This is a genomic window from Brevibacterium luteolum (assembly GCF_013004595.1).
Lineage (GTDB): Bacteria > Actinomycetota > Actinomycetes > Actinomycetales > Brevibacteriaceae > Brevibacterium > Brevibacterium luteolum.
Genome location: NZ_JABEMC010000005.1, coordinates 133,657 through 153,853, shown reverse-complemented (window position 1 = coordinate 153,853; position 20,197 = coordinate 133,657). Strand labels below are relative to the sequence as shown.

Here is a 20,197-nt window from a genome sequence, read left to right as displayed (position 1 = left end):
CTGGGTTGAGTGGCAGTACAGGAACTCGGCGGTTATCGGCTGCTGAATGAACTCGGTTCCGGCGGCATGGGCGTCGTCCACCTCGGGGTGGATGCTGAGAACAACCCGGTCGCCGTCAAAGTGCTGCACGCGCACATCGCCAACGACGAGACTGCCCGCAAGCGGCTCGCCCGTGAGGTGCGGACGCTGAGGCGGATCAAGCATCCGCGGATCGCAGCGGTCCTCGACGCCGAACTTGAGACCGCGCAGCCGTTCATCATCACTGAGTTCGTCGACGGGCAGACGCTGTCTGACGATGTGCGCGACAACGGCCCGTTCGCCGAGGATGAGCTCGTCCACTTCGGCCATGCGCTGCTCGATGCGCTCAACGCCGTGCACGAAGCAGGCGTCATCCACCGCGACCTGAAGCCGGCTAACGTCATGATCATGGACGGCGAGCCGATGGTCATCGACTTCGGTATCGCCCAGGCCGCCGACGAAGTCAAGGTCACCGCCACCGGCCTCGTCATGGGCACCCCGGGCTATCTCAGCCCCGAGATCGCCGACGGCCGCGACGCCAGCGAGAAGACCGACTGGTGGGGCTGGGCGGCGACGATGGCGTTTGCGGCCACCGGCCGCAACCCGTACGGCTCCGGCCCGCTCGAAGCGGTGCTCGGACGCGTGGCCACCGGCCGGCACAACCTCGAAGGGGCGCCGGAGCTGTTCGTGCCCCTGCTGCAGGCCTGCCTCGACCCCAAACCCGAGCGGCGGCCATCGGGGGCCATGATCCTCGACGCCCTCGTCGACATCGAATCTGGGCAGCTGCCTGCACTCGGGAGCCCCCGTCATGCGGCCGGACCCGGCCGCGGCGATACCGGCGGCGCCCGGGTCGATCTGCCTGCCGTCGGTGCGGCAGGAGCTTTCGGCGCTGCAGCCGGAGCAGCCCATGATCCACTGGCCCCGCCGACCGGCCCGATGGGACGCACCGGTCCCGGCGGTGTCTACCACCTTGGCGGCGAGCCCGGCGGCATGGAGGGCTTGCAGGCCGGGGGTTTCGCCGGTCACCGCCCTGACCAGCACGGGGTGCCCCGCCACGGCAACGCCCCCGGCGGCCGTCCGCAGCCTGTCCAGCCCTCGTCTGGCACACCTGGTGGCAGCGTCTACGGGGGAGCAGCCCCCTACGGCAGCCAGCACGGCCGCATGCAGGGCAGCCAGCCGGCCGGTTCAGGCTCAGCACACGTTTCTGGTTCGGCACACGCCTCGGGTCCGGCGCACGCAGCCGTCGGCTCACCGCCGGCCTACGGCCCGCTCGGCATCGACCCACGGCCCCAGCCGCATCAGCAGGTCGAGCGCTACCAGCATGCCGGCGCCCCGGTGCCGGCCGAGCAGCCCTGGCAGCCCCAGCAGCTGCAGCCGCCCGGCCCGCCGCGTCCGCCGCGCCTCGGCGGAGCATGGCCGCTGCTCATGCTCAACCTGCTGGCCGTCACGCTCGTAGCGCTCGGGCCGGTCATCATGCTCATTGCCTCCTACCTGTGGCAGGTCGCCGCCCGCACGACCGGGTCGATGGCCCAGGTGCGCAACTGGCGGCAGTTCAACGACGGACCCTCCGGTGTATCGGTGTGGTCCTCGATCGCCAGCCTGCCCGGTGCGCTGTTCCGGTCGGTGTTCACCTCGCTGTTCTCGATGATCCTGCCGGCCGTCGCCTTCGTCGCAGTCGCCGTGCTCATGCGCCTCGACATCGCCGGCATCGTGCCCTCTGGCCGGTCCTTCGAATGGACCCTGTGGGCAGCCGGGCTGTCCTATGCGCTCGTGCTGTGGTTCGGGCCGGGATCGGCGAACCTGCGCGTCGGCTCACGGGCCGCGCTCACCTCGATCGCCCGCAACCGCACCGGCGAATGGATCATGTTCGGGGTGCTCGCGCTGCTGTTCGTCATGGCCGTCAGCGTCATCCTCTCCACCGCCGGCGTCACCTGGTGGCCGCTGACCTTCAACCCACTCGAGCTCATCCCACGCGCCTCCGAACTGTAGGACCCAGCCACCGCCTCGGGAGCGGATCCCCCTGAAGAACTGCTGAACCGCGTAGGATGGCCGAGGATCTAAGATAGCTGTCGAACCAGTAAGCGCCTGCGCCGAAGCCCGCGCAGCGACCGACATCACGTGAGGAAACATGGCGAAGAACTCATCGGCCGCCGATCGCCGACAGGCAGCGCGCGAGAAGGCGCGGCAGATCGCAGAGAACGACGCGCGGCGGGAGAAGAAGGCCAAGACGATCCTCTTCACCTCGGTGGGTGTCGTCGTCGTCGCCTTCCTCACCGTCGTCGGCTTCCTCATCTTCCAGAGCATGCAGCCGGTGGCCGGCCCCCGCAACTACGCCGAGGGCACGATGACCGTGGCCAAGGACGGCGATGAGCTCAAGGCCTACACCGCGCCCGGCATCGAGGAGCCCGGCGAGAACCCGCCGCCGCCGATCGCCGAATCTCCGCTCGGCTCCGACGCTGCTGTCGTGACGGTGTACTTCGACTTCCAGTGCCCGGCCTGCAAGGCCTTCGAGGACACCCACGGCAAGACGCTGAATAAGCTCGTCGAGGAGGGCAAGATCGCCCTGCAGTACGCGCCGGTCGCGTTCCTCGACAACGCCTCGGGCGGCAACAAGTACTCCACTCGTGCGGCCAACGCTGCTGCCTGTGTCGCCGACTCCGGCCAGGTGCAGAGATACTCGGACTTCGTCATGGCGATGTTCGCTCAGCAGCCGCAGGAAGGTGCTGAGGGCATGGAGGATGACCAGATCATCAAGATCGCCGAAGACGCCGGCGTCGATGTCAGCGCGAAGGTCGAGCCCGAGGATTCGGATGCCTCGGATGTGCGCAGCTGCATCACCGAGCAGGCTTTCGCGAAGTCCGTGGAGAAGGAGACGAAGGCCGCGTTCGACGAGCGCGGACTCTCCGGCACCCCGCGTGTGCTCATCAACGGCAAGGAGACCGAGTCCTTCCGCGAGCAGGATCCGCAGAAGTTCCCGCTTGAGGTGCTGCGCGCCGCCGGCGGCAACTGATCGCCTGAGCGCTTGAGCTGGCAGACGCCCGTCGGTCACGGAATTCGTGACCGGCGGGCGTCAGTCGTTGGCGGGTGCGGTTGTGGGGCTGGTGCCGAGAAGAGCGGGGCGCAGTCGTGGGGGCGTGCGTGGCGGACGGCAGGCCGATGTTCTACACTGTCTTAGGCTCACTGCGGTGAGCGCGCCTCCTTAGCTCAGTTGGTAGAGCACCGCTCTTGTAAAGCGAAGGTCGTCAGTTCGAGTCTGACAGGGGGCTCTTCTCATGCCCTGACACCTGCCTGCGGTCCGATATCCTGATGTCGGTTCTGGTCGGCACCGAAGGGCCCAGTCATGACCCCTGCACAAGAAGCTCTCGTCGAACGCCTGCGGATCCTGTTCGCGAACGAACCGGTGCTGCGTGAGGTGTCGATGTTCGACGGCCGGTCGTTCGTGGTCAATGAGAAGCTGGCTGTCAGCGCGCTGAAGTCCGGCGGTCTGCTCGTGCGGGTGGGCGCCGATCAACACGCGGAGCTTCTCACCCGGCCCGGCGCGCAGCAGGCGACGATGGGCGCCGACCGTGAGATGGGTCCTGGCTGGATAGAAGTCGACGCCGCTGCGATCGACAGTGACGAGGGTCTGGCCGCATGGCTGGACGTCGCGATGGAGCACAACCGCCAGGTGAGTTGATCGTGCTAGTACGTTGGCACACCGGACTGCACCTGCCGCAGGTGATGCGGGCCGATCGGGACGAGCAGGCGGTAGATGGTGCCGATGATGAACCTGGCGTCCGGATTCGAGCCGTGCTTAATGCAGAACCTGCCGACACCCTTGTTGATGAAGGCGTCGAAGACCGGCGGACTTCGTACTATGGGGTGACGGCATGACCGTGACCGGCGTCTTCCGAGACGGCCGCGAGATGAGGAGTGAACGATGATGCACGTGGTGACCGGCGAGGACATCGCCGAACTCATCTCCGAAGCAGCCGACCAGGTCGAAGAGCTCGTCCGCGCCAACCCCGAGGCCGTCATCGGCATCGCCACCGGCTCAACCCCCGAACCGCTCTACGCCGAACTCACCCGCCGTGCCGGTGAGGGTCTCGACCTCTCCGGTCTGCGCATCACCTGCCTGGACGAGTACATCGGCCTGCCGGCCGAGCACCCGCAGAGCTACCGGCACTACATCGCCGAGCAGATCCTCGAACCCTGGGGCATCGACCCTGCCCACACGGTGCTGCCCGAAGGTGACGCCGCCGACCCGGACGCCGCTGCCGCTGCCTTCGAAGATGGCATCACAGGCCTCGGCGGAGTCGACCTGCAGATCCTGGGGATCGGGCCCAACGGTCACATCGCCTTCAACGAACCCGGCTCACCGGCCGACTCCCGCACCCGGGTCGTCGACCTCACCGCTGAGACCCGCGAGGCCAACTCCCGGTTCTTCGACTCGATCGACGAGGTGCCCACCCAGGCGCTGACCCAGGGGATCGGCACGATCCTCGAATCGCGCAAGGCGATCATGCTCGCCTTCGGCGCAGGCAAAGCCGAGGCGGTCGCCGCGATGATCGACGGGCCGGTCGATGAGGCCGTGCCCGCCAGCGCCCTGCAGGACCACCCCGCGCTCGAGGTGTTCCTCGATGCGGCAGCCGCCTCCCGCCTCGTCAGCGGAGACCCCCGAAGCACCGACGCCGGCTGAGACCAGCCGGCTGAAGAGGAGACCGACCGCATGCGACTGACCTGCCGGGCCATCCTGTTCGACATCGACGGCACACTCGTCGACTCCACCGCCTCCGTCGAACGCACCTGGCGGACCTGGGCAGGCGAACAGGGCATCGACGCCGACGCGATCCTGCGTACCAGCCACGGCCGGCGCAGCCAGGACGTGCTCATCGAGCACATCGACGCAGACCAGGTTGAGGCGGCCATGCGCCGGCTCAACGAACTCGAAGTCAGCGACACCGACGGCGTCATCGCCCTGCCCGGCACCCGCGACATCCTCACCTTGCTTCCGTCCGGCAGCTGGGCTGCCGTGACCTCAGGCGAACGGCACGTTATGGTGCCCCGGCTCAAGATCACCGGGCTGCCGGTGCCCGAGGTGCTCGTGACGTCTGAGGACGTCGAGAACGGCAAACCCGATCCCGAGGGGTATCTCGCCGCTGCCCGTCAGCTCGGTGTCGACCCGGCCCAGTGCCTCGTCATCGAAGACGCCCCGGCCGGCATCCGTGCCGGGCTCGCAGCCGGTGCCCATGTGCTCGGAGTGGCGACCTCGCATGCGATCGATGAGCTCACCAACGCGCATGCCCGCGTACTCGACCTGACTGCCTGCCGGTTCACTCCGGCAGACGACGGGATCATCGTCGAGATCACCGACTGATCCGCGAGCCCTGGCTGAGCAGACCAGCCGGCAGGTCGCTCAGCTGCGTGGCCGCAGCCGGGCATTCGGCAGCCGCGGGGCCGGCAGCGGATCCGGGGTGCCGGCCGGGAACGGCCCGAAGTCCATACCTGCTGCCGCAGCCGGAAGCTCAGTGTCTCGTGCCTCGGTGCCGGCCGCCTCGGCGTCGGGGTGACCGATCTCAGCCTGCCAGGCCCGCCGGAAGGTGATGACCTCGTCATGGCTGCGGGCGACGAAGTTCCACCACATGACGATCTGCTCACCCAAAGGCCGGCCGCCGATGAGCACCGCGCGCACCGCCTCGTCACCGGCGGCGATCGTCAGCTGGTCTGAGCCCGGCGGCACATAGGCAAGCTCGCGCGACGTCACCGCGGTGGCGTCCCCACCGGCAGACGCCACGCCGCCGCTGGCCCTCAGCTGTGCGGCACCCTGGTCGACGAGCAGCCCGAGCTCATATTCCGGGTCGACGTCGAAGCGTACCTGCTCGCCGGGTTCGACGTGGATCTGTGCGGCCAGCGCTTCGACCCGTGTCTCAACGGGGGAGCGCAGGCCGGCGCACTCACCCAGATACGTCCACACCTGCCCGCCGGGCAGTTCGACCGACTCGGCGACATGATGCTGGGAGCCCGGCTGGCCGAAGCGCTCGGATTCCGGCAGCGCGTACCACAGCTGCACGCCGTGCAGGATCCGGGTGGCGGGGTTGGAGAACTCCGAGTGCGAGATCCCGGAGCCGGCGATCATGAGGTTGACCTCGGCGGGTCTGACGGTGTTGGCAAAGCCGGTCGAATCGGTGTGCTCGACCTCGCCGGCGAACAGCAGCGTGACCGTCGCCAGGCCGGTGTGCGGGTGCCGGGGGACGTTCATCCCGCCGGTGGCGGCGACGTCATCGGGGCCGAAATGGTCGACGAAGCACCACGGGCCGATGAGCGACCGGGCCCGCTGCGGCAGTGTGCGGTGAACCGTCATTGCCCGCGGCCCGCCCAGCGGCACCTCCCGGGGTGTGAGGATCTCGGTGCCGGCCGCCTCGGTCCCGGCGCACACCCGCTCAGGCGGATCAGGTTCGGTGTTGCTCATCGCAGTCCTCTCGTCTCCCTCAGTCTAGAGAGCACTCGGGCCCCGGAACAGGGTCGTTCCAGGGCCCGAGTGCGGGACGGGCAGGCACTGACTCTGCCCGGGCCTTAGGGTCAGTCCTCGCTGCGGACGAAGGCTGCGTCGATGGTGATGGTGACGGTGTCGCCGACGAGCACACCACCGGCCTCGAGGGCGGCGTTCCAGGTGATGCCGAAGTCCTTGCGGGAGATCTTCGTCGTCGCCTCGAATCCGGCGCGGGTCGCACCGAACGGGTCGACGGTCGCGCCGCCGAACTCGACATCGAAGGTCACCGGGCGGGTGGTGCCCTTGATCGTCAGATCACCAGTGAGGGTGAACTCCTCTTCGGTGCCCTCGACGCCGGTAGAGACGAAGGTCATCTGCGGGTGCTGGGCGGCGTCGAAGAAGTCCTCGCCGGTGACGTGGGCGTCGCGGTTCTCATCGCCGGAGTCGAACGAGGCGACCTGCACGGCGGCCTCGACGCGGGAGTCGGCGATCGAGTCGCCGACGGTCAGGGTGGCGTCGGCGTCATTGAAGCTGCCGCGCACCTTGCTGATGCCGGCATGGCGGACGCTGAAGCCGATGAGCGTGTGCGACATATCGAGCTTCCAGATGCCAGGGGTGAGAGTGGTCATGATGCTCCTTCACGAGATCGGGAATGTGCTGACGGCGGCGGTCTGCCGGCCGAACAGTCACTACTCTAACGCCATGTAATTTAAACTTCAACTAAAGGGGGTGTGTGATGCGCCACGCTGGGTCTGCTCCAGGGGCCGCGCCCGAGGCGGTGGCTGGCTTGGGTGCATCGGATAGCCTGATCCGGTCGACAGTCAGCAGGCAGGAGGGGAGCCGATGCGCACAGGCCGGGCCTCTGAGCTCTCACCGCTGCTGCTGGCCGCTGTCTTCGCAGGCACCGCCGCTGGCAGCCTCGCCCGCTGGGGGCTCGGGCTTGCGATCCCGGCCGGCTACGGGATGCTCGCGGTGCTCATCGTGAATCTGGTCGGCAGCTTCTGCCTCGGGCTGCTGCTCGAAGCACTCGCCTGGCGGCAGGACAGAATGCCGGCTGGCTGGTTGCGGCTGGCGCAGCGCGGCCTGGGCACCGGGCTGCTCGGCGGGTTCACCACCTACAGCGCCCTCACCGTCGATGCCGCCGCGCCATTCGCTGCAGCGCTCGCCAGGCCGGCAGCGCTGACCGGACAGGCGACAGGTCACGGAGTCGAGACCGGGATGCTGCTCTGGGCAGCCGGCAGCGTCATCATCACGCTCATCGGCGGGGTCATCGCGGCCGCGCTCGGGATTGCTGCGGCTCGCCGGTGGACCCGACCGCGCGGGGAGGTGCGATGACTGCTGTCCTCCTCGCACTGGCCGCCGGCTGCGGCGGGGCGCTGCGCTATGCCCTCGACATCCGGCTGGCGCGTCTGCGCGTCGCGCAGGTGCCGATGGCGACGGCGCTCATCAACGTCACGGGCTCCTTCGCCCTCGGCCTGCTCACCGGACTGGCCATGGCCCTGACCCGCACAGGACTGCCGGGCAGCGCGCTGCCTGGCTGGCTCGTCATCACCGGAACCGGCTTCCTCGGCGGCTTTACGACGCTGGGCACCGCAAGCGTCGAGACCGCCCGGCTGCTGGCCGGCGGCCGGATCCGCGCCGGGCTCACCTACGGGCTCGGGATGATGCTCACCGCCCTGGCCGCCGCGGCCCTCGGGGTACTCATCGGCTGGCTGCTGGCCGGGTGAGACGACAAGACGCCGCCGCATGAATGTGCGACGGCGTCTGCCGGCTCCCTGCCCAGATGGGAGACCGGTTTCAGGGGTTCAGTCCCAGTTGCGGGCATCGACGAGGATGCCCTCGTCGCCGGGAAGCTCATCGACGGCACGGACCTCAGCATTGAACCGCAGGCCCGCCCGGATCTCCTCCGCCGCTGAGGCGAGAACCGCCTCGGCGTCGGCACCTGCGGCGGGCACGATCTCACACGTGACCTCATCGCGGTGGCCGGTGCGGGTGATGACGAACCGGCAGGATTCGACACCGTCGACCCGGCTCATCACCTCGGCCGCCTGGCGGGGGTGGAGGAACATGCCGCGGACCTTGATCGCCTGCCCGACCCGGCCGAGCACACCGGCCAAATAGCGGCGGCCGCGGGCATCGGTGGCCGGCTGGCCGTCACCATCGGTGACCCAGGCCGAGAGATCCCCGGTGCCGAACCGGATGAGCGGCGCCTCGGGACGCACGAGCGAGAGCACGACCTCGCCCTCGTCGGCATCGAGGCGCTCACCGGTGTCGATGCTGCACACGGCGACATCGATGCCGTCGGCGGTCACCATGCCCGGATGCTGCCCGTCCTCATAGGCGATGAGCCCAGCCTCGGCTGAGCCATAGGCCATCCGGACGCTGGGCACCCACTCGGTCAGTGCCGCACGCAGCTCATCGGGCAGCGGCTCGGCGGTCACGAGCGCCCAGCGGACCGGGAAGTCGCCCGGGGTGCCGCCGGCAGAGGCGTGGACGTCGATGAGGGCCTTGAGGTAGCTCGGCAGTCCGACGTAGCCCCGCACCCCGAGGTCGGTCAGTGCCCGGACCTGCAGCTGCTGGCTGCCGATCCCGGCCGGCAGGACGGTCGCCCCGGCGGCGCTGATCGCCTCATCGAACATCGCCCCAGCAGGGGAGAGGTGGTAGCCGAAGCAGTTGGCGACCACATCACCGGGTTCCAGCCCTGCCGCACGCAGCGCCTCGCCCCAGCGCCACGGGTCAGCGCCGGGAGGCTGCGCCTCGTAGATCGGGCCGGGGGACTGGAAGATCCGGCGCGGGGTGAAGCTCGGGCTCAGATGCGCGCGGCTGGCGAGAAGCTCGTCCTTGCTCTGCACCGGTAGCGCATCGAGGTCTGCCAGCTCAGCAGCGCCTGCCGGGTCGAAGCTGTGCTCGGCGAACCGGGCTTCAAGTTCCGGGTTGCCGGCCAGCGCCTCTTCCAGCTGCTGGGTGAAACCGGCGGGCACACGGGTGTCCTGGGCGTTCATGTTCTCTCCTCACCTCAGCGATCAGAGCCAGCGCTTGCGGCGCTTGTAGTGCTTGACGTCGCGGTAGCTCTTCTTCCCGTCGCCGCCGATGCCGAGGTAGAACTCCTTGACATCCGGGTTCTCGGCCAGTGCCTTGGCCTCGTCTTCGAGCATGATCCGGCCCTGCTCCATGATGTAGCCGTGGTGGGCCACCGACAGCGCGGTCTGCGCGTTCTGCTCGATGACGAGCACCGTCAGCCCGGTCTCGGCATTGAGCCGGCCGATCGTCTCGAAGATCTCCTCGACCAGCAGCGGGGCCAGGCCCAAGGAGGGCTCATCGAGCATGAGCAGCTTCGGTTCGGCCATGAGCGCCCGGCCGATCGCCAGCATCTGCTGCTCGCCTCCGGAGAGGAAGCCTGCGGTGCGTGAGCGCATGTCGCCGAGCTTGGGGAAGAACTCGTAGACGAAGTCGAGCTGCGAGCTGATGTTGCCCTTCTTCGTGTACCCGCCGGCGGCGAGGTTCTCGGCCACCGTCAGGTGCGGGAACACATGCCGGCCCTCCATGCACAGGCTCAGCCCGTGCTTGACCCGCTCGGGTGCGTCCATCCGGGTGATGTCGGTGCCGGCGAAGGTGATCGACCCGGAGGCGACCTCACCCTGTTCGCTCGGCAGCAGCCCGGAGACGGCCTTGAGGGTGGTCGACTTGCCGGCGCCGTTGGAGCCGAGCAGGGCGACGATCTGGCCTTCGGGCACGGTCAGCGACAGGCCGCGCAGGACGAGGATGACGTCGTCGTAGATGACTTCGATGTTGTTGATCGCCAGCAGGGCGGCGGGCTGGTCGCCGGCCCCCGGCCCCGGGCTCGCGCCCGGGGCCGTCAGCGGTTCGGCGGTCATGGGGTGACTCCCGATTCGATCTCCTCCATCGCGCCGTCCTTGACCTCGTAGAGGTTCGACGACGTCGAGCCGCGGTGGGAGTCGGCGGAGAACTCGACGGTGCCGTCGCCGATGACCTCACCGGTGTCGATGCCGCCCATGGTCTCCAGTGATTCGCGGATGTTCGCGCCGGTCAGGTCGTTGCCCTCCTTGATGGTGTGGCGGATGCCCTCGGCCATGACGTGCATCGTGTACCAGCCCTGCACGTAGCTGGTGATCTTCGAGTCCGGGTCCTCGTTCTTCTCCTCGAGGTAGGACACGATCTGCTCGTGGCCGGGCTTGTCGGCGTTGAGCGGGGCGATCGGCTGGACCATGACGTGGCCGTTGGCGGCATCACCGGCAGAGGTGATGAACAGCTCGTTGGCGCACCAGTTCAGGCACACGATCTTCTGGTCCCCGCCCTGGGCCTGCAGGTCCTTGGCCAACTGCGCGGCAGGCGATGAGACGTTCTGGATGACGATGTACTTCGCGTCGCTGACCTGACTGAGCAGGCCGGCGTAGTTCGTGGTGCCAGCCGGCATCGCGTAGGACTTGTAGTCGATGTCGAGGCCCTTCTCATCGACCCAGGCCTTGCCGTCCTCGACCGGGGAGGTGCCGAACGGCGAGTCGTGGTGCAGCACGGCCACACCGGCATTGCCGCCGGCGTCCTCGGCGATCCAGTTGAGCGCCACACGCATCTGGTCGGAGTAGGTGGGGGCGACGAGGAAGTTGTACGGCGACTCCTCGGGATCGGTCAGGTCCTCGGCGAAGGATCCGGACATGAACGGCAGCTCGTCGTTGGCCACGCGGGTGCGCAGCGCTTCCGTGTCGCCGGTGCCCCAGCCCTGGATGGCGACGGCCTCGTCGTTGACGTAGCGGCGGTAGAGTTCCTCGGCCTTGGGGATCTCGTAGGCGTAGTCGTTCGACTCGGCCTTGATCTCCCGGCCTTCGATGCCGCCGTTGGCATTGAGGTAGTCGACGTAGGCGAGCATGCCCTCGTTGTAGGGGGCGCCGACGTCGCCGGTGGCGCCGGACTGGTCGGCGATCATGCCGATGACGATCGGCTCATCGGAGTCGGCGCTGGCCGATCCGCCCCCGCCGCATGCGCTCAGCAGCATGAGGGAGGCCGCCGACAGGGCGATTCCCGAAGTGATGGTGGTGCGTTTCATGGTTCCTCCTGATGTTGTGCACCGGTCCAGTGGTGCGGCTGCTGCGCAGCGGGTGGTGATGGTGGATGATGTCGAGGTCGGATGGTCAGTAGCGGAACGGCCAGTAGCCGAAGTAGTCCTTGATCCGCTGCCAGATCCGTTGGAGTCCGCGCGGTTCGGCGATGAGGAAGACGATGATGACAAGGCCGAAGATCGCATGCTCGAAGGCCGGCAGCTGGCGCTGCAGCATCGGTGCGACCCCGCCGAGGGCGTCGGCGACCATGCGGACCATGACCGGCAGGAAGGACATGAAGATCGCCCCGTAGATGGAGCCGGCGACCGAGCCCATGCCGCCGACGATGATCATCGCCAGGTACAGGATGGAGACGTCGATGGTGAACTTCTCCCACGAGATGATCTCCGTGTAGTGCGCCAGCAGCGCACCGGCGAGTCCGACGTAGGCGTTGGAGACGGCGAAGGCGGTGAGCTTCGTGCGGGTGAGGTTGACGCCCATCGCCGAGGCGGCGATGTCCTGGTCGCGCACGGCCATGAAGGAGCGGCCGACGCCGGTGCGGAAGAGGTTGGTGGCGGTGATGGCGACGATGACCGTGATGATGAGCAGGATGACGTACCACTGCTGTTCGAAGCTGGAGCGTTCGATCCGGAAGCCGAAGACCTCCAGCCGGTTGACGTCGACGAAGCCCTGTCCTTCGGTCAGCCAGCCCCAGCGGCGGACGATGAAGATGATGACCATCTGCGAGGCCAGGGTCGCGATCGCCAGGTACAGTCCCTTGAGCCGCAGCGCCGGCAGGCCGATGATGACGCCGATGACCGAGGTGAGCACGACGGCGCACAGGATCGAGATCGGTGCCGGCATCCCCATCCGGTCGGTGAGGATGACCGAGGTGAAGGCGCCGACGGCGAGGAAGCCGCCCTGGCCCAGTGAGATCTGGCCGGTGTAGCCGACGAGGATGTTGAGGCCGATCGCACCGACGGCTGCGATGAGTGCGGTGTTGGCGATCGAGAGCCAGTAGTTGTCGAAGACGAAGGGCACGAGGATCGCGATGACGGCCACGAGTGCCATCCGGACCATCTGCGGGCGGGTGTGCCACAGTCGCATCTCCGAGTTGTAGGACCGGTGGTGGCGACCGGTTTCGATAGCTGCAGACATGGATCAGACCCTTTCGATCCGCTTCTCGCCGAACACGCCGTAGGGGCGGACGAGCAGGATGAGCACGAGCACGATGTACGGGATGACCTCCGCCAGGCCGGGATCGAGGTAGCCGGAGACGAAGGCGGTCAGCAGGCCGATGGTCAGGCCGCCGACGATGGTGCCGGGCACCGAGTCGAGTCCGCCGAGGATGACGACGGGGAAGACGAGCAGGCCGAAGCTGACGATGTTCATCTCCACTGCGGTGACGTCGGCGAGCAGGATGCCGGCGATGAGCGCGCTGATGGCGGCCAGCCCCCACGACATCGCGAACACGCGGCGCACGGAGATGCCGACGGTCATCGCCGCCTGCTGGTCATCGGCGACCGCGCGCATCGCGATGCCGTGCTTGGACTTCTGGAAGAACAGCGTCAGCAGGGTCAGCACGATCGCGGCGATGAGCAGCACCCACAGCCGGTTGGCCGGCACCGATCCGCCGAGCAGGGACACCGAGTTCGTCGGGAACAGTGCGGGCATCGCCCGCGGCTGGGTGCCGAAGAACATCTGCACAAGGGCGCTCAGCAGCCCGGCTAAGCCGATGGTGACCATGATGATCGAGATGTGGCTTTGGCCGACCATCGGTCTGAGGATGAAGCGTTCGACCACGCCGCCGACGATGACGGCGATGATGATGCCGATGATGATCGCGACGATGAGCGGCAGCTGGAAGATGACCCAGGCGGTGTAGAAGGTGTAGGCGCCCATGAGCAGGAACTCGCCCTGGGCGAAGTTGATGACGCCGGTGGCCTTGTAGATGAGCACGAAGCCCAGTGCGGCCAGCGCCAGGATGGCGCCCTCGGAGAGGCCGAAGATGACGAGGGTGATGAAGGTGCTCACTGTCGACCACTCCAGACTTTTCTGCGTCCCCGTCCGGCGGGAACTGTGTAGGACTCAAGATCGAAGATCCGCAGCGGAATCGAGCGTTCGACGACGGAGCCGTCCTGATAGGTGATGGCTGCCGAGATGGTGACCTCATCGGCATCCGAGGCCAGCGCTTCGATGATCGAGGAGTAGCGTTCGGCGATGACGGACCGCCGGACCTTGCGGGTGCGGGTGATCTCGTCGTCATCGGGATCGAACTGCTTGTGCAGCAGCACGAAGCGCCGGATCCGGATCGTCTCGGTCAGGTCCTCGTTCGCCCGGGCGAGCTCCTCGGCGATGAGCTCGTACACCTCGGGTTTGGCGGCCAGGTCGGTGTAGGTGGTGAACGACAGCTTCTCGTGCTCGGCCCACGCAGAGACGGTCGCCGGGTCGAGCGTGACGATCGCGCACATCGGATGCTCGGCGTCGACCGTCTCGGGGTTGGTGACCCCGGTGCCGGCGAAGACGACGGATTCTTCGATGTAGGGGGAGAACTTCAGCTTGTTCTCGATGAAGGCGTGCGAGTACATGGTGCCGTCGGCTGCGGTGACGACGTCCTTGAGCCGGTCGACGACGACGAGGTGGCCGGCCTCGTCGAGGTAGCCGGCGTCGCCGGTGTGCAGCCAGCCCTGCGGGGTGACGGTCTCGGCGGTGGCTGCGTCGTTGAGGTGGTAGCCGCGGAACACCGAGGAGGAGCGCAGCATGATCTCCTGATTGTCGCCGAACTGCAGTTCGGTGCCCGGCAGCGGTTCGCCGACCGAGGTGTAGGAGACTCCGTCGTCGCGGTGGACGACGGCGATGCCGCAGATCTCGGTCTGGCCGTAGATCTGCTTGAGGTTGACGCCGATGGCGTGGAAGAACTGGAACACGTCCGGGCCCAGCGGGGCACCGCCGGTGTAGCAGCGCTTGATGCGGGTCAGCCCCAGCTGTTCGCGCACCGGGCGGGTGGCCACCGCATCGGCGATCGAGCCGATGAACTTATCCCAGCCGCTCAGCCGCTTGCCGGAGGTGCGCTTGCTCGCCAGCCGGTCGGTGATCTCATAGCCCCAGCCGAAGATGCCGCGCTTGATCTTCCCGGCCTCGTCGATGCGCACCTGCACCTCTGAGAGCATCGACTCCCAGATCCTGGGTGGGGCGAACATGACGTCGGGGCCGATCTCGCGCAGGTCGGACTTCTGGGTGGTGGCGTCTTCGGGGAAGGAGATCGTCAGCCCGCAGTACAGGCCGCAGGCCACTGCGAGCATCTGCTCGCCGATCCAGGCAAACGGCAGGATCGAGACGTAGCGGTCCTTGGCGACGATCGGGTCGATGGCTGTCAGGTGCTCGGCCATCGACAGCAGGTTGGCGTGGGAGAGCTCGGCGAGCTTCGGCTTCGAGGTCGTGCCCGAGGTGGTGCAGATGACGGCGAGGTCATCAGGGTGGCCGGCGGCGATCTGCTCATCGAGCCAGCCGGGATTCTCAGCCGCCCAGGCACGGCCGGCGTCTTCGACGTCGGTGAAGTCGAGCAGGATCTCGTCGGTGTACTGCTCCAGGCCGTGCGGGTCGTAGAACACGATGTGCTCGAGCATGGACTCGGTGCCGAGCTCGGCGTGCAGGCCCAGCAGCTTGTCGACCTGCTCCTGATCCTCGGCGACGACCACGCGCGCACCGGCGGTGTGCAGGATGTGGGTGATCTCGCTGCCGAGTGAGGTCGGGTAGATGCCGACGACGCTGGCGCCGAGAGACTGGCAGGCCAGTTCGGCGATGAGCCATTCGGGCCGGTTGTCGCCGAGCACGGCGACGATGTCACCGCGGCTGATGCCGAGGGTCACGAGCCCGTGGGCGAAGTCGCGGACGCGCTCGCGGTAGAGCGCCCAGCTCATCGGCTGCCAGATCCCGTAGCGCTTCTCCTGCATCGCCACCCGCTCGGGGTGGGCGGCGGCGAGCGCATCGAGGTACTGCGGCATCGTCTTGGTGATCGCGTGCGGGGGCCGGTCGGCGGTGAAGCCGCGGCTGCCAGTGGTGTTGTGCTCAGGTGCGGCGGTCATCGGACTGCCTCCGTTCCCAGGTAGGCCTCGATGACCTGCGGATCGGCCATCACCTCAGCAGGAGTGCCGTCGGCGATGACGCGGCCGAAATCGAGGACGGTGACGCGGTTCGAGATGTCCATGACGACGTTCATGTCGTGTTCGATGAGGACCATCGAGACGCCGGCGAGTTCGTGGACGTCGAGGATGTAGCGGGCCATGTCCTCCTTCTCCTCGGCGTTCATGCCGGCCATCGGCTCATCGAGCAGCAGCAGGGCCGGCTGCAGCGCCAGCGCCCGGCCGAGCTCGACGCGCTTCTGGATGCCGTAGGCCAGCGTGCCGACCGGCTTCTTGCGGTAGGCCTGCAGCTGCAGCAGGTCGATGATCTCCTCAACGATCTCGCGGTGCTCGATCTCCTGCCGGCGGGCCGGGCCGAGCCACAGCATCGCCGAGAACACGTTCTGGCGCATGTGGATGTGCCGGCCGAGCATCATGTTCTCCAGCACCGTCAGATGCTCGAAGAGCTCGATGTTCTGGAAGCTGCGGGCGACGCCGAGGCGGGCGACCCGGTTCGGCGACAGGCGGGTGAGCGTCCGGTCGGCGTACTCGTGCGGCTGGTCGGTCGAAGCGCGGCGTTCGCGCTCCTCGGGTGAGTGCTCGCCGAGGTGGCGGCCGGTCTCGCCGACGACGTAGCGCAGCGCGATCTCGCCCTCGGTGGGCTTGTACAGTCCCGACACGCAGTTGAGCAGTGAGGACTTTCCGGCGCCGTTGGGGCCGATGACGGCGTGGATGGTGCCGGAGGTGACGGTGAAGCTGACATCGGAGAGCGCGCGCACACCGCCGAAGCGCAGCGAGAGATCCGAGACCTGCAGCAGCGGCTGGCCCGGCGGCATCGTGCTCCCGCTGAGGGAGTGGCGGTAGGCGCGTGTTCGCACGTGATCTCCTTGCGTCGTTGCGAAAGCGAGAGTGAGACAGACCGCTGTGATCGGCATCACTGTCACGATAGACAATAGGTTTTCAATATGTGAAAATCAATACTTGCAAGAGAAAAACTTTTCAGTCATCCGGTTCTGCATGCCGCGTCGGCATGTGGCAAGCTGAAACTCAGGCATGCGGTGACCGCCGGTGCCTCAGCTCAGGAAGGGAACCGCACATGGCCGGTGAGGGCAATGGCGACGAAGCCAATGGCAGCACCAGCGGCAACGGCTCAGCCCGTGGGGGCCTCGGCACCATCCGCAATGCGGTCAGGCTGCTCGACCTGCTTGCCGAGGGCCCGCCGCTGCACCACCTGACGGACCTCGCCGCCCGCTCGGGCATGTCGGTGCCCACCGTGCACCGGCTGCTGCGCTCACTCGTGCAGGCCGACTACGCCGTGCAGGACCCGGCGACCTCCCGCTACGGCCTCGGCCCGCAGCTCACCCGCCTGTCGAAGCACTACCTGGCGCGCAGTGCGATCCTCGCCGCGCTCGCCCCCTTCGTCGTGGCGCTGCGCAACCAGCTCGCCGCCACGATCAGCGTCTATGTGCTCGCCGGCCGAGAGGTCATGTGCATCGACCAGGTCGACGGTGATGACCGCGGGCCCTTCCGTCGCTCACCGCGCGCACTGCCGGCCCTCGACACCGCCGCCGGGCGGGTGCTCGCCGCCCACGCCGCACCCGAGGTGTGGGCTGAGGTCCTCGCCGGCGCCTCACCTGAGACCGTGGAACTGGCAGAAACCCACCGTCAGCAGTGGGCGAGTGCGAACCACATCCACCTGCCGGCCATCGTCGCCGACCACGTCGACGAAGTCGCTGTGCCGCTGCGCGACGCCGAAGCCGCAGTCGTGGCAGCCCTGGCCGCCGATGTGCCCGCCGGAGCCGACGAGGCCCACGTGCGCAAGGCGGCTGCGGCGCTCGAGCGCACCGCCGTCTCCTGCGGAAGGAGCATCGGCAATGGCTGAGGCACCCGCGCCCTTCACCGGCATCGACCCGAACACGCTCACCGCCGACTGGCAGCCGATCATCGACCTCCTCGACTGGACGGCTGCTCCCAGCAGTGTCTGGCAGCCCGGACCCTATGGCGGGCAGTGGTTCCCCGGTGGCCGGATCGACCCGCTTTTCAACCTCGTCACCCGCCACGCGCGCGCCAACGGCTCGAAGATCGCCCTGCACTGGGAAGGCGAATCCGGTGAACGGCTCTCCTTCACCTACGCCGAACTTGCAACCGAAGTTGCCGCCGTCGCCACCGCGCTGCGCGGCCGCGGGGTCACCGACGGCGACGTGGTGGCCTTCCACACCGGCTGGCTGCCCGAGACGGTGTTCGCGGTGCTGGCCTGCATCGACATCGGCGCCCGCTGGTCGATGCTGCCGATCTCCCTGCCCGCCGAGGCCCTGGCCACCCGGCTCGCTCAGCTGCAGCCGAGCCTGCTCATCACCCAGGACGGCGCCTGGCGGCACGGCACCGTCATTCCGCTCAAGGTCCGCGCCGATGACGCCCTGGCTTCAGCTGAAAGCGTCGAACACACCCTCGTCATCCGCCGCACCGGCCTCAACGTGCCGTGGTTCCACGGCGACCACTGGTTCGACGACCTCACCCACGCTGCTCGCCCGGCCACCCGCCACGTTGAGACTGCGACCAGCGCAGTCGATTCCGGACGGCCGATCGACGCGCACCTGTGCGCCGGCCACCTCGCAGCCCCCGGCGCTCCGAGTCTGACGACCTGGCACTCCTTAGCCGCCGTCTTCGCCACCGCCGCCGCCTTCCATGGTGCGGTGCGCACCGGCGGCACCTTCTGGTGTGCCGGCGACGTCTCCTGGGCGGTCTCGCAGTGGCACGGCCTGCTCGGCCCGCTGCTGTACGGCGACACCATCGTCGTCTACGAAGGCACCCTCGACGTGCCCCACCACCAGCGGGCCTTCGAGATCATGAACCGCTACGACGTCTCGACCTTCGTCACCACCCCGGCCGTCATGCGCACGATGCGCTCCTGGCACGACGACGTCACCGCCGCCGGCAGCGTCGCCGCCCTGTGCCGCGTCGTCACCGCAGGCGAACCGGTCGAACCCGAGCTGCGCCGCTGGATGCAGCGCGCCTTCGTCGAAAACGGCTGCGAGGTCGTCGACGGCTGGGGCCAGATCCTCTTAAGCGGCATCGTCTTCGTCCACGGCGGCAGCTGCCAGCTCGGCCGCGGGGTCATCTCTGTCACCGACGCTGATGACCGGCCGGTCGAACCCGGCCACACCGGCGAGCTCATCGTCACCGCACCCCTGCCCGGCATGGTGAGCACCGCCTCGGGAGCGGGCGCCGAGGACACCATCTGCGCGCCCTTCACCCGCCGCCCGGACCTCGGGTTCGCCAGCGGCGACCTCGTCCTCGTCGAACCCGACGGCGGCTTCACCTTTCAGGGCCGGATCGACCCGGCCATCTCCGTGTCCGGCCAGCTCGTCTCGCTCACCGCCGTCGGCCAGCTGCTCGAAGACCACCCCTTCGTCGACGCCGCCCGCGCGGTCGCCGTGCGCGACCCCGAGCACGGCCGCAGCGTGTGGGCCGCCGTCGTCACGAGCGAACCGGCCTCCCGCCAGCTGGCCGTCGACCTCATGAGCTCGGTGCGCGAGATGCTCGGCGGACTCGCGAGGCCGCGGGCGATCGTCTTCGTCGACACCCTCGATGCCGACCTCGACCGGCAGCTGCTCGGCCGGGCCCTGGCCGGTCTCGTGCCCGCAGGTGCGGAATGGGGACAGCTGCGCTGGGCCGATGTGCTCGCCTACTGCCGCCTGCAGGACCGCAGATCTCGCTAGACTGAGAACTGCTGACACGCACTCCACCCGAAAGGCGGATGACAGATCATGGCAGGACTTCTCACCGGACGGAAAGCTCTCGTCACCGGAGGCACGCTCGGCATCGGCCGCGGCATCGCCGAAACCCTCATCGAACACGGCGCCACGGTCGGCGTCACCGGTGTGACCGACGATGAGGTCACGGCCGCCCAGAACGACGGGCTCAGTGCCTACCTGCTCGATGTGCGCTCCCGCGACAACTGCGAAGAGGTCATCGCCTCCTTCGTTAACGACCACGGCGGACTCGACCTGCTGTCGTCGAACGCCGGGGTGTACCCGCAGGCCCGCATCGACGAGATGACCGATGAGGACCTCGAATCGATCTTCGCGATCAACACCTTCGGCACCGTCCACATCGTCCAGGCCGCCCTGCCGGCCCTGCGGAAATCGCAGGCCGGCCGCATCGTCGTGACCTCGTCGATCACCGGCAACTACACCGGCTTCCCCGCCTGGTCCCACTACGGAGCGACGAAGGCCGCCCAGATGGGCTTCGTCCGCTCCGCCGCCATCGAACTGGCAGCCGACGGCATCACCATCAACGCCGTGCTGCCGGGCAATGTGCTCACCCCGGGCCTGAAGGACATGGGCGAGGCCTACCTCAAGCAGATGGCTGCAGCCGTGCCACTGGGCTACCTCGGTGAGCCCAGCGATATCGGCCACACCGTCGCCTTCCTCGGCTCCGACGGCGCCCGCTACATCACCGGCCAGGGCATCGTCGTCGACGGCGGGCAGATCCTGCCCGAAAGCCCTGAGGCCCTCGCCGAGGGATAACCCGGC

Annotated in this window: 19 protein-coding genes and 1 tRNA gene; 11 read left to right on the top strand and 9 right to left on the bottom strand. The window is 68.1% G+C overall.

Features of this window, described 5'->3' with window-relative positions; all coding sequences use genetic code 11:
- Positions 1 to 9: 9 nt before the first annotated feature.
- The 6 genes from HLA91_RS09425 to HLA91_RS09400 all read left to right on the top strand — a co-directional run bounded on the left by HLA91_RS09425 (position 10) and on the right by HLA91_RS09400 (position 5,374).
- Positions 10 to 2,007 carry a protein kinase domain-containing protein gene (locus HLA91_RS09425; RefSeq protein ID WP_170274464.1) on the top strand — a complete coding sequence of 666 codons (1,998 nt, stop codon included), beginning with the start codon at positions 10 to 12 and terminating at the stop codon, positions 2,005 to 2,007.
- 139 nt (positions 2,008 to 2,146) lie between these two features.
- A complete protein-coding gene (locus tag HLA91_RS09420) occupies positions 2,147 to 3,028 on the top strand; it encodes a DsbA family protein (RefSeq protein ID WP_102161988.1) in 882 nt (293 codons plus the stop codon).
- A gap of 183 nt (positions 3,029 to 3,211) precedes the next feature.
- Positions 3,212 to 3,284, top strand: a tRNA-Thr gene (locus tag HLA91_RS09415).
- A gap of 74 nt (positions 3,285 to 3,358) precedes the next feature.
- The gene (locus tag HLA91_RS09410; protein ID WP_170274463.1) at positions 3,359 to 3,694 is read left to right on the top strand and encodes a TfoX/Sxy family protein; all 336 of its coding nucleotides are present in this window, start codon (positions 3,359 to 3,361) and stop codon (positions 3,692 to 3,694) included.
- A gap of 243 nt (positions 3,695 to 3,937) precedes the next feature.
- A complete protein-coding gene (locus HLA91_RS09405) occupies positions 3,938 to 4,696 on the top strand; it encodes a glucosamine-6-phosphate deaminase (protein ID WP_338076765.1) in 759 nt (252 codons plus the stop codon).
- Positions 4,697 to 4,726: 30 nt separating this feature from the next.
- Positions 4,727 to 5,374, top strand: a complete 648-nt coding sequence (locus tag HLA91_RS09400) for an HAD-IA family hydrolase (protein ID WP_170274462.1) — start codon at positions 4,727 to 4,729, stop codon at positions 5,372 to 5,374.
- Between the two features lie 39 nt (positions 5,375 to 5,413).
- On the opposite strand, the gene HLA91_RS09395 is transcribed toward HLA91_RS09400, so the two are convergent.
- Together HLA91_RS09395 and HLA91_RS09390 are read right to left on the bottom strand one after the other, a co-directional pair.
- Positions 5,414 to 6,466 (bottom strand): pirin family protein, encoded by a 1,053-nt coding sequence (locus HLA91_RS09395; protein ID WP_170274461.1) that lies wholly within the window; start codon positions 6,464 to 6,466, stop codon positions 5,414 to 5,416.
- 110 nt (positions 6,467 to 6,576) lie between these two features.
- Positions 6,577 to 7,116, bottom strand: coding sequence for a YceI family protein (locus HLA91_RS09390; protein ID WP_170274460.1), 540 nt, complete (start codon positions 7,114 to 7,116; stop codon positions 6,577 to 6,579).
- Positions 7,117 to 7,330: 214 nt separating this feature from the next.
- Here HLA91_RS09390 and HLA91_RS09385 point away from each other — a divergent pair, with 214 nt between their 5' ends.
- Both HLA91_RS09385 and HLA91_RS09380 read left to right on the top strand, forming a co-directional pair.
- Entirely contained in the window at positions 7,331 to 7,822 is a 492-nt protein-coding gene (locus HLA91_RS09385) for a CrcB family protein (RefSeq protein ID WP_170274459.1), read from the top strand.
- Positions 7,819 to 8,214: a fluoride efflux transporter FluC gene (locus tag HLA91_RS09380; protein ID WP_170274458.1), complete on the top strand. Its 396-nt coding sequence runs from the start codon at positions 7,819 to 7,821 to the stop codon at positions 8,212 to 8,214. Before HLA91_RS09385 ends, HLA91_RS09380 begins: the two co-directional genes overlap by 4 nt.
- A gap of 78 nt (positions 8,215 to 8,292) precedes the next feature.
- Here the strand turns inward: HLA91_RS09380 and HLA91_RS09375 are convergent, their stop codons facing one another.
- The 7 genes from HLA91_RS09375 to HLA91_RS09345 all read right to left on the bottom strand — a co-directional run bounded on the left by HLA91_RS09375 (position 8,293) and on the right by HLA91_RS09345 (position 16,540).
- Positions 8,293 to 9,489: a phenylacetate--CoA ligase family protein gene (locus HLA91_RS09375; protein ID WP_170274457.1), complete on the bottom strand. Its 1,197-nt coding sequence runs from the start codon at positions 9,487 to 9,489 to the stop codon at positions 8,293 to 8,295.
- A 21-nt stretch (positions 9,490 to 9,510) separates the two neighbouring features.
- Positions 9,511 to 10,362, bottom strand: coding sequence for an ABC transporter ATP-binding protein (locus HLA91_RS09370; RefSeq protein WP_170274456.1), 852 nt, complete (start codon positions 10,360 to 10,362; stop codon positions 9,511 to 9,513).
- Entirely contained in the window at positions 10,359 to 11,549 is a 1,191-nt protein-coding gene (locus tag HLA91_RS09365; RefSeq protein ID WP_170274455.1) for an ABC transporter substrate-binding protein, read from the bottom strand. Before HLA91_RS09365 ends, HLA91_RS09370 begins: the two co-directional genes overlap by 4 nt.
- Positions 11,550 to 11,634: 85 nt before the next feature.
- On the bottom strand, positions 11,635 to 12,699 hold the full coding sequence (locus HLA91_RS09360; protein ID WP_204514217.1) for a branched-chain amino acid ABC transporter permease: 1,065 nt from the start codon (positions 12,697 to 12,699) through the stop codon (positions 11,635 to 11,637).
- Between the two features lie 3 nt (positions 12,700 to 12,702).
- Positions 12,703 to 13,575, bottom strand: a complete 873-nt coding sequence (locus HLA91_RS09355) for a branched-chain amino acid ABC transporter permease (RefSeq protein WP_170274454.1) — start codon at positions 13,573 to 13,575, stop codon at positions 12,703 to 12,705.
- Positions 13,572 to 15,626: an AMP-binding protein gene (locus HLA91_RS09350; protein WP_170274453.1), complete on the bottom strand. Its 2,055-nt coding sequence runs from the start codon at positions 15,624 to 15,626 to the stop codon at positions 13,572 to 13,574. The genes HLA91_RS09355 and HLA91_RS09350 overlap by 4 nt, the downstream gene beginning before the upstream one ends.
- Complete coding sequence (locus tag HLA91_RS09345; RefSeq protein ID WP_338076764.1) at positions 15,623 to 16,540, bottom strand: ABC transporter ATP-binding protein; 918 nt, start codon at positions 16,538 to 16,540, stop codon at positions 15,623 to 15,625. Before HLA91_RS09345 ends, HLA91_RS09350 begins: the two co-directional genes overlap by 4 nt.
- Positions 16,541 to 16,758: 218 nt before the next feature.
- Between HLA91_RS09345 and HLA91_RS09340 the strand changes: the two genes are divergently transcribed.
- The 3 genes from HLA91_RS09340 to fabG are packed head-to-tail and all read left to right on the top strand — an operon-like array spanning position 16,759 to position 20,191.
- A complete protein-coding gene (locus HLA91_RS09340; protein ID WP_170274452.1) occupies positions 16,759 to 17,544 on the top strand; it encodes an IclR family transcriptional regulator in 786 nt (261 codons plus the stop codon).
- Positions 17,537 to 19,381, top strand: a complete 1,845-nt coding sequence (locus tag HLA91_RS09335; RefSeq protein WP_170274451.1) for an acetate--CoA ligase — start codon at positions 17,537 to 17,539, stop codon at positions 19,379 to 19,381. Before HLA91_RS09340 ends, HLA91_RS09335 begins: the two co-directional genes overlap by 8 nt.
- Before the next feature lie 48 nt (positions 19,382 to 19,429).
- Positions 19,430 to 20,191, top strand: a complete 762-nt coding sequence (gene fabG / locus HLA91_RS09330; protein ID WP_170274450.1) for a 3-oxoacyl-ACP reductase FabG — start codon at positions 19,430 to 19,432, stop codon at positions 20,189 to 20,191.
- The last annotated feature ends 6 nt before the right edge of the window (positions 20,192 to 20,197 follow it).

Excerpts from the sequence above, each read along its gene's own strand:
- HLA91_RS09420 (WP_102161988.1), top strand. The coding sequence starts at position 2,147 with ATGGCGAAGAACTCATCGGCCGCCGATCGCCGACAGGCAGCGCGCGAG.
- HLA91_RS09410 (WP_170274463.1), top strand. The coding sequence starts at position 3,359 with ATGACCCCTGCACAAGAAGCTCTCGTCGAACGCCTGCGGATCCTGTTC.
- HLA91_RS09405 (WP_338076765.1), top strand. The coding sequence starts at position 3,938 with ATGATGCACGTGGTGACCGGCGAGGACATCGCCGAACTCATCTCCGAA.
- HLA91_RS09400 (WP_170274462.1), top strand. The coding sequence starts at position 4,727 with ATGCGACTGACCTGCCGGGCCATCCTGTTCGACATCGACGGCACACTC.
- HLA91_RS09395 (WP_170274461.1), bottom strand. The coding sequence starts at position 6,466 with ATGAGCAACACCGAACCTGATCCGCCTGAGCGGGTGTGCGCCGGGACC.
- HLA91_RS09390 (WP_170274460.1), bottom strand. The coding sequence starts at position 7,116 with ATGACCACTCTCACCCCTGGCATCTGGAAGCTCGATATGTCGCACACG.
- HLA91_RS09385 (WP_170274459.1), top strand. The coding sequence starts at position 7,331 with ATGCGCACAGGCCGGGCCTCTGAGCTCTCACCGCTGCTGCTGGCCGCT.
- HLA91_RS09380 (WP_170274458.1), top strand. The coding sequence starts at position 7,819 with ATGACTGCTGTCCTCCTCGCACTGGCCGCCGGCTGCGGCGGGGCGCTG.
- HLA91_RS09375 (WP_170274457.1), bottom strand. The coding sequence starts at position 9,489 with ATGAACGCCCAGGACACCCGTGTGCCCGCCGGTTTCACCCAGCAGCTG.
- HLA91_RS09370 (WP_170274456.1), bottom strand. The coding sequence starts at position 10,362 with ATGACCGCCGAACCGCTGACGGCCCCGGGCGCGAGCCCGGGGCCGGGG.
- HLA91_RS09365 (WP_170274455.1), bottom strand. The coding sequence starts at position 11,549 with ATGAAACGCACCACCATCACTTCGGGAATCGCCCTGTCGGCGGCCTCC.
- HLA91_RS09360 (WP_204514217.1), bottom strand. The coding sequence starts at position 12,699 with ATGTCTGCAGCTATCGAAACCGGTCGCCACCACCGGTCCTACAACTCG.
- HLA91_RS09350 (WP_170274453.1), bottom strand. The coding sequence starts at position 15,626 with ATGACCGCCGCACCTGAGCACAACACCACTGGCAGCCGCGGCTTCACC.
- HLA91_RS09340 (WP_170274452.1), top strand. The coding sequence starts at position 16,759 with ATGGCCGGTGAGGGCAATGGCGACGAAGCCAATGGCAGCACCAGCGGC.
- HLA91_RS09335 (WP_170274451.1), top strand. The coding sequence starts at position 17,537 with ATGGCTGAGGCACCCGCGCCCTTCACCGGCATCGACCCGAACACGCTC.
- fabG (WP_170274450.1), top strand. The coding sequence starts at position 19,430 with ATGGCAGGACTTCTCACCGGACGGAAAGCTCTCGTCACCGGAGGCACG.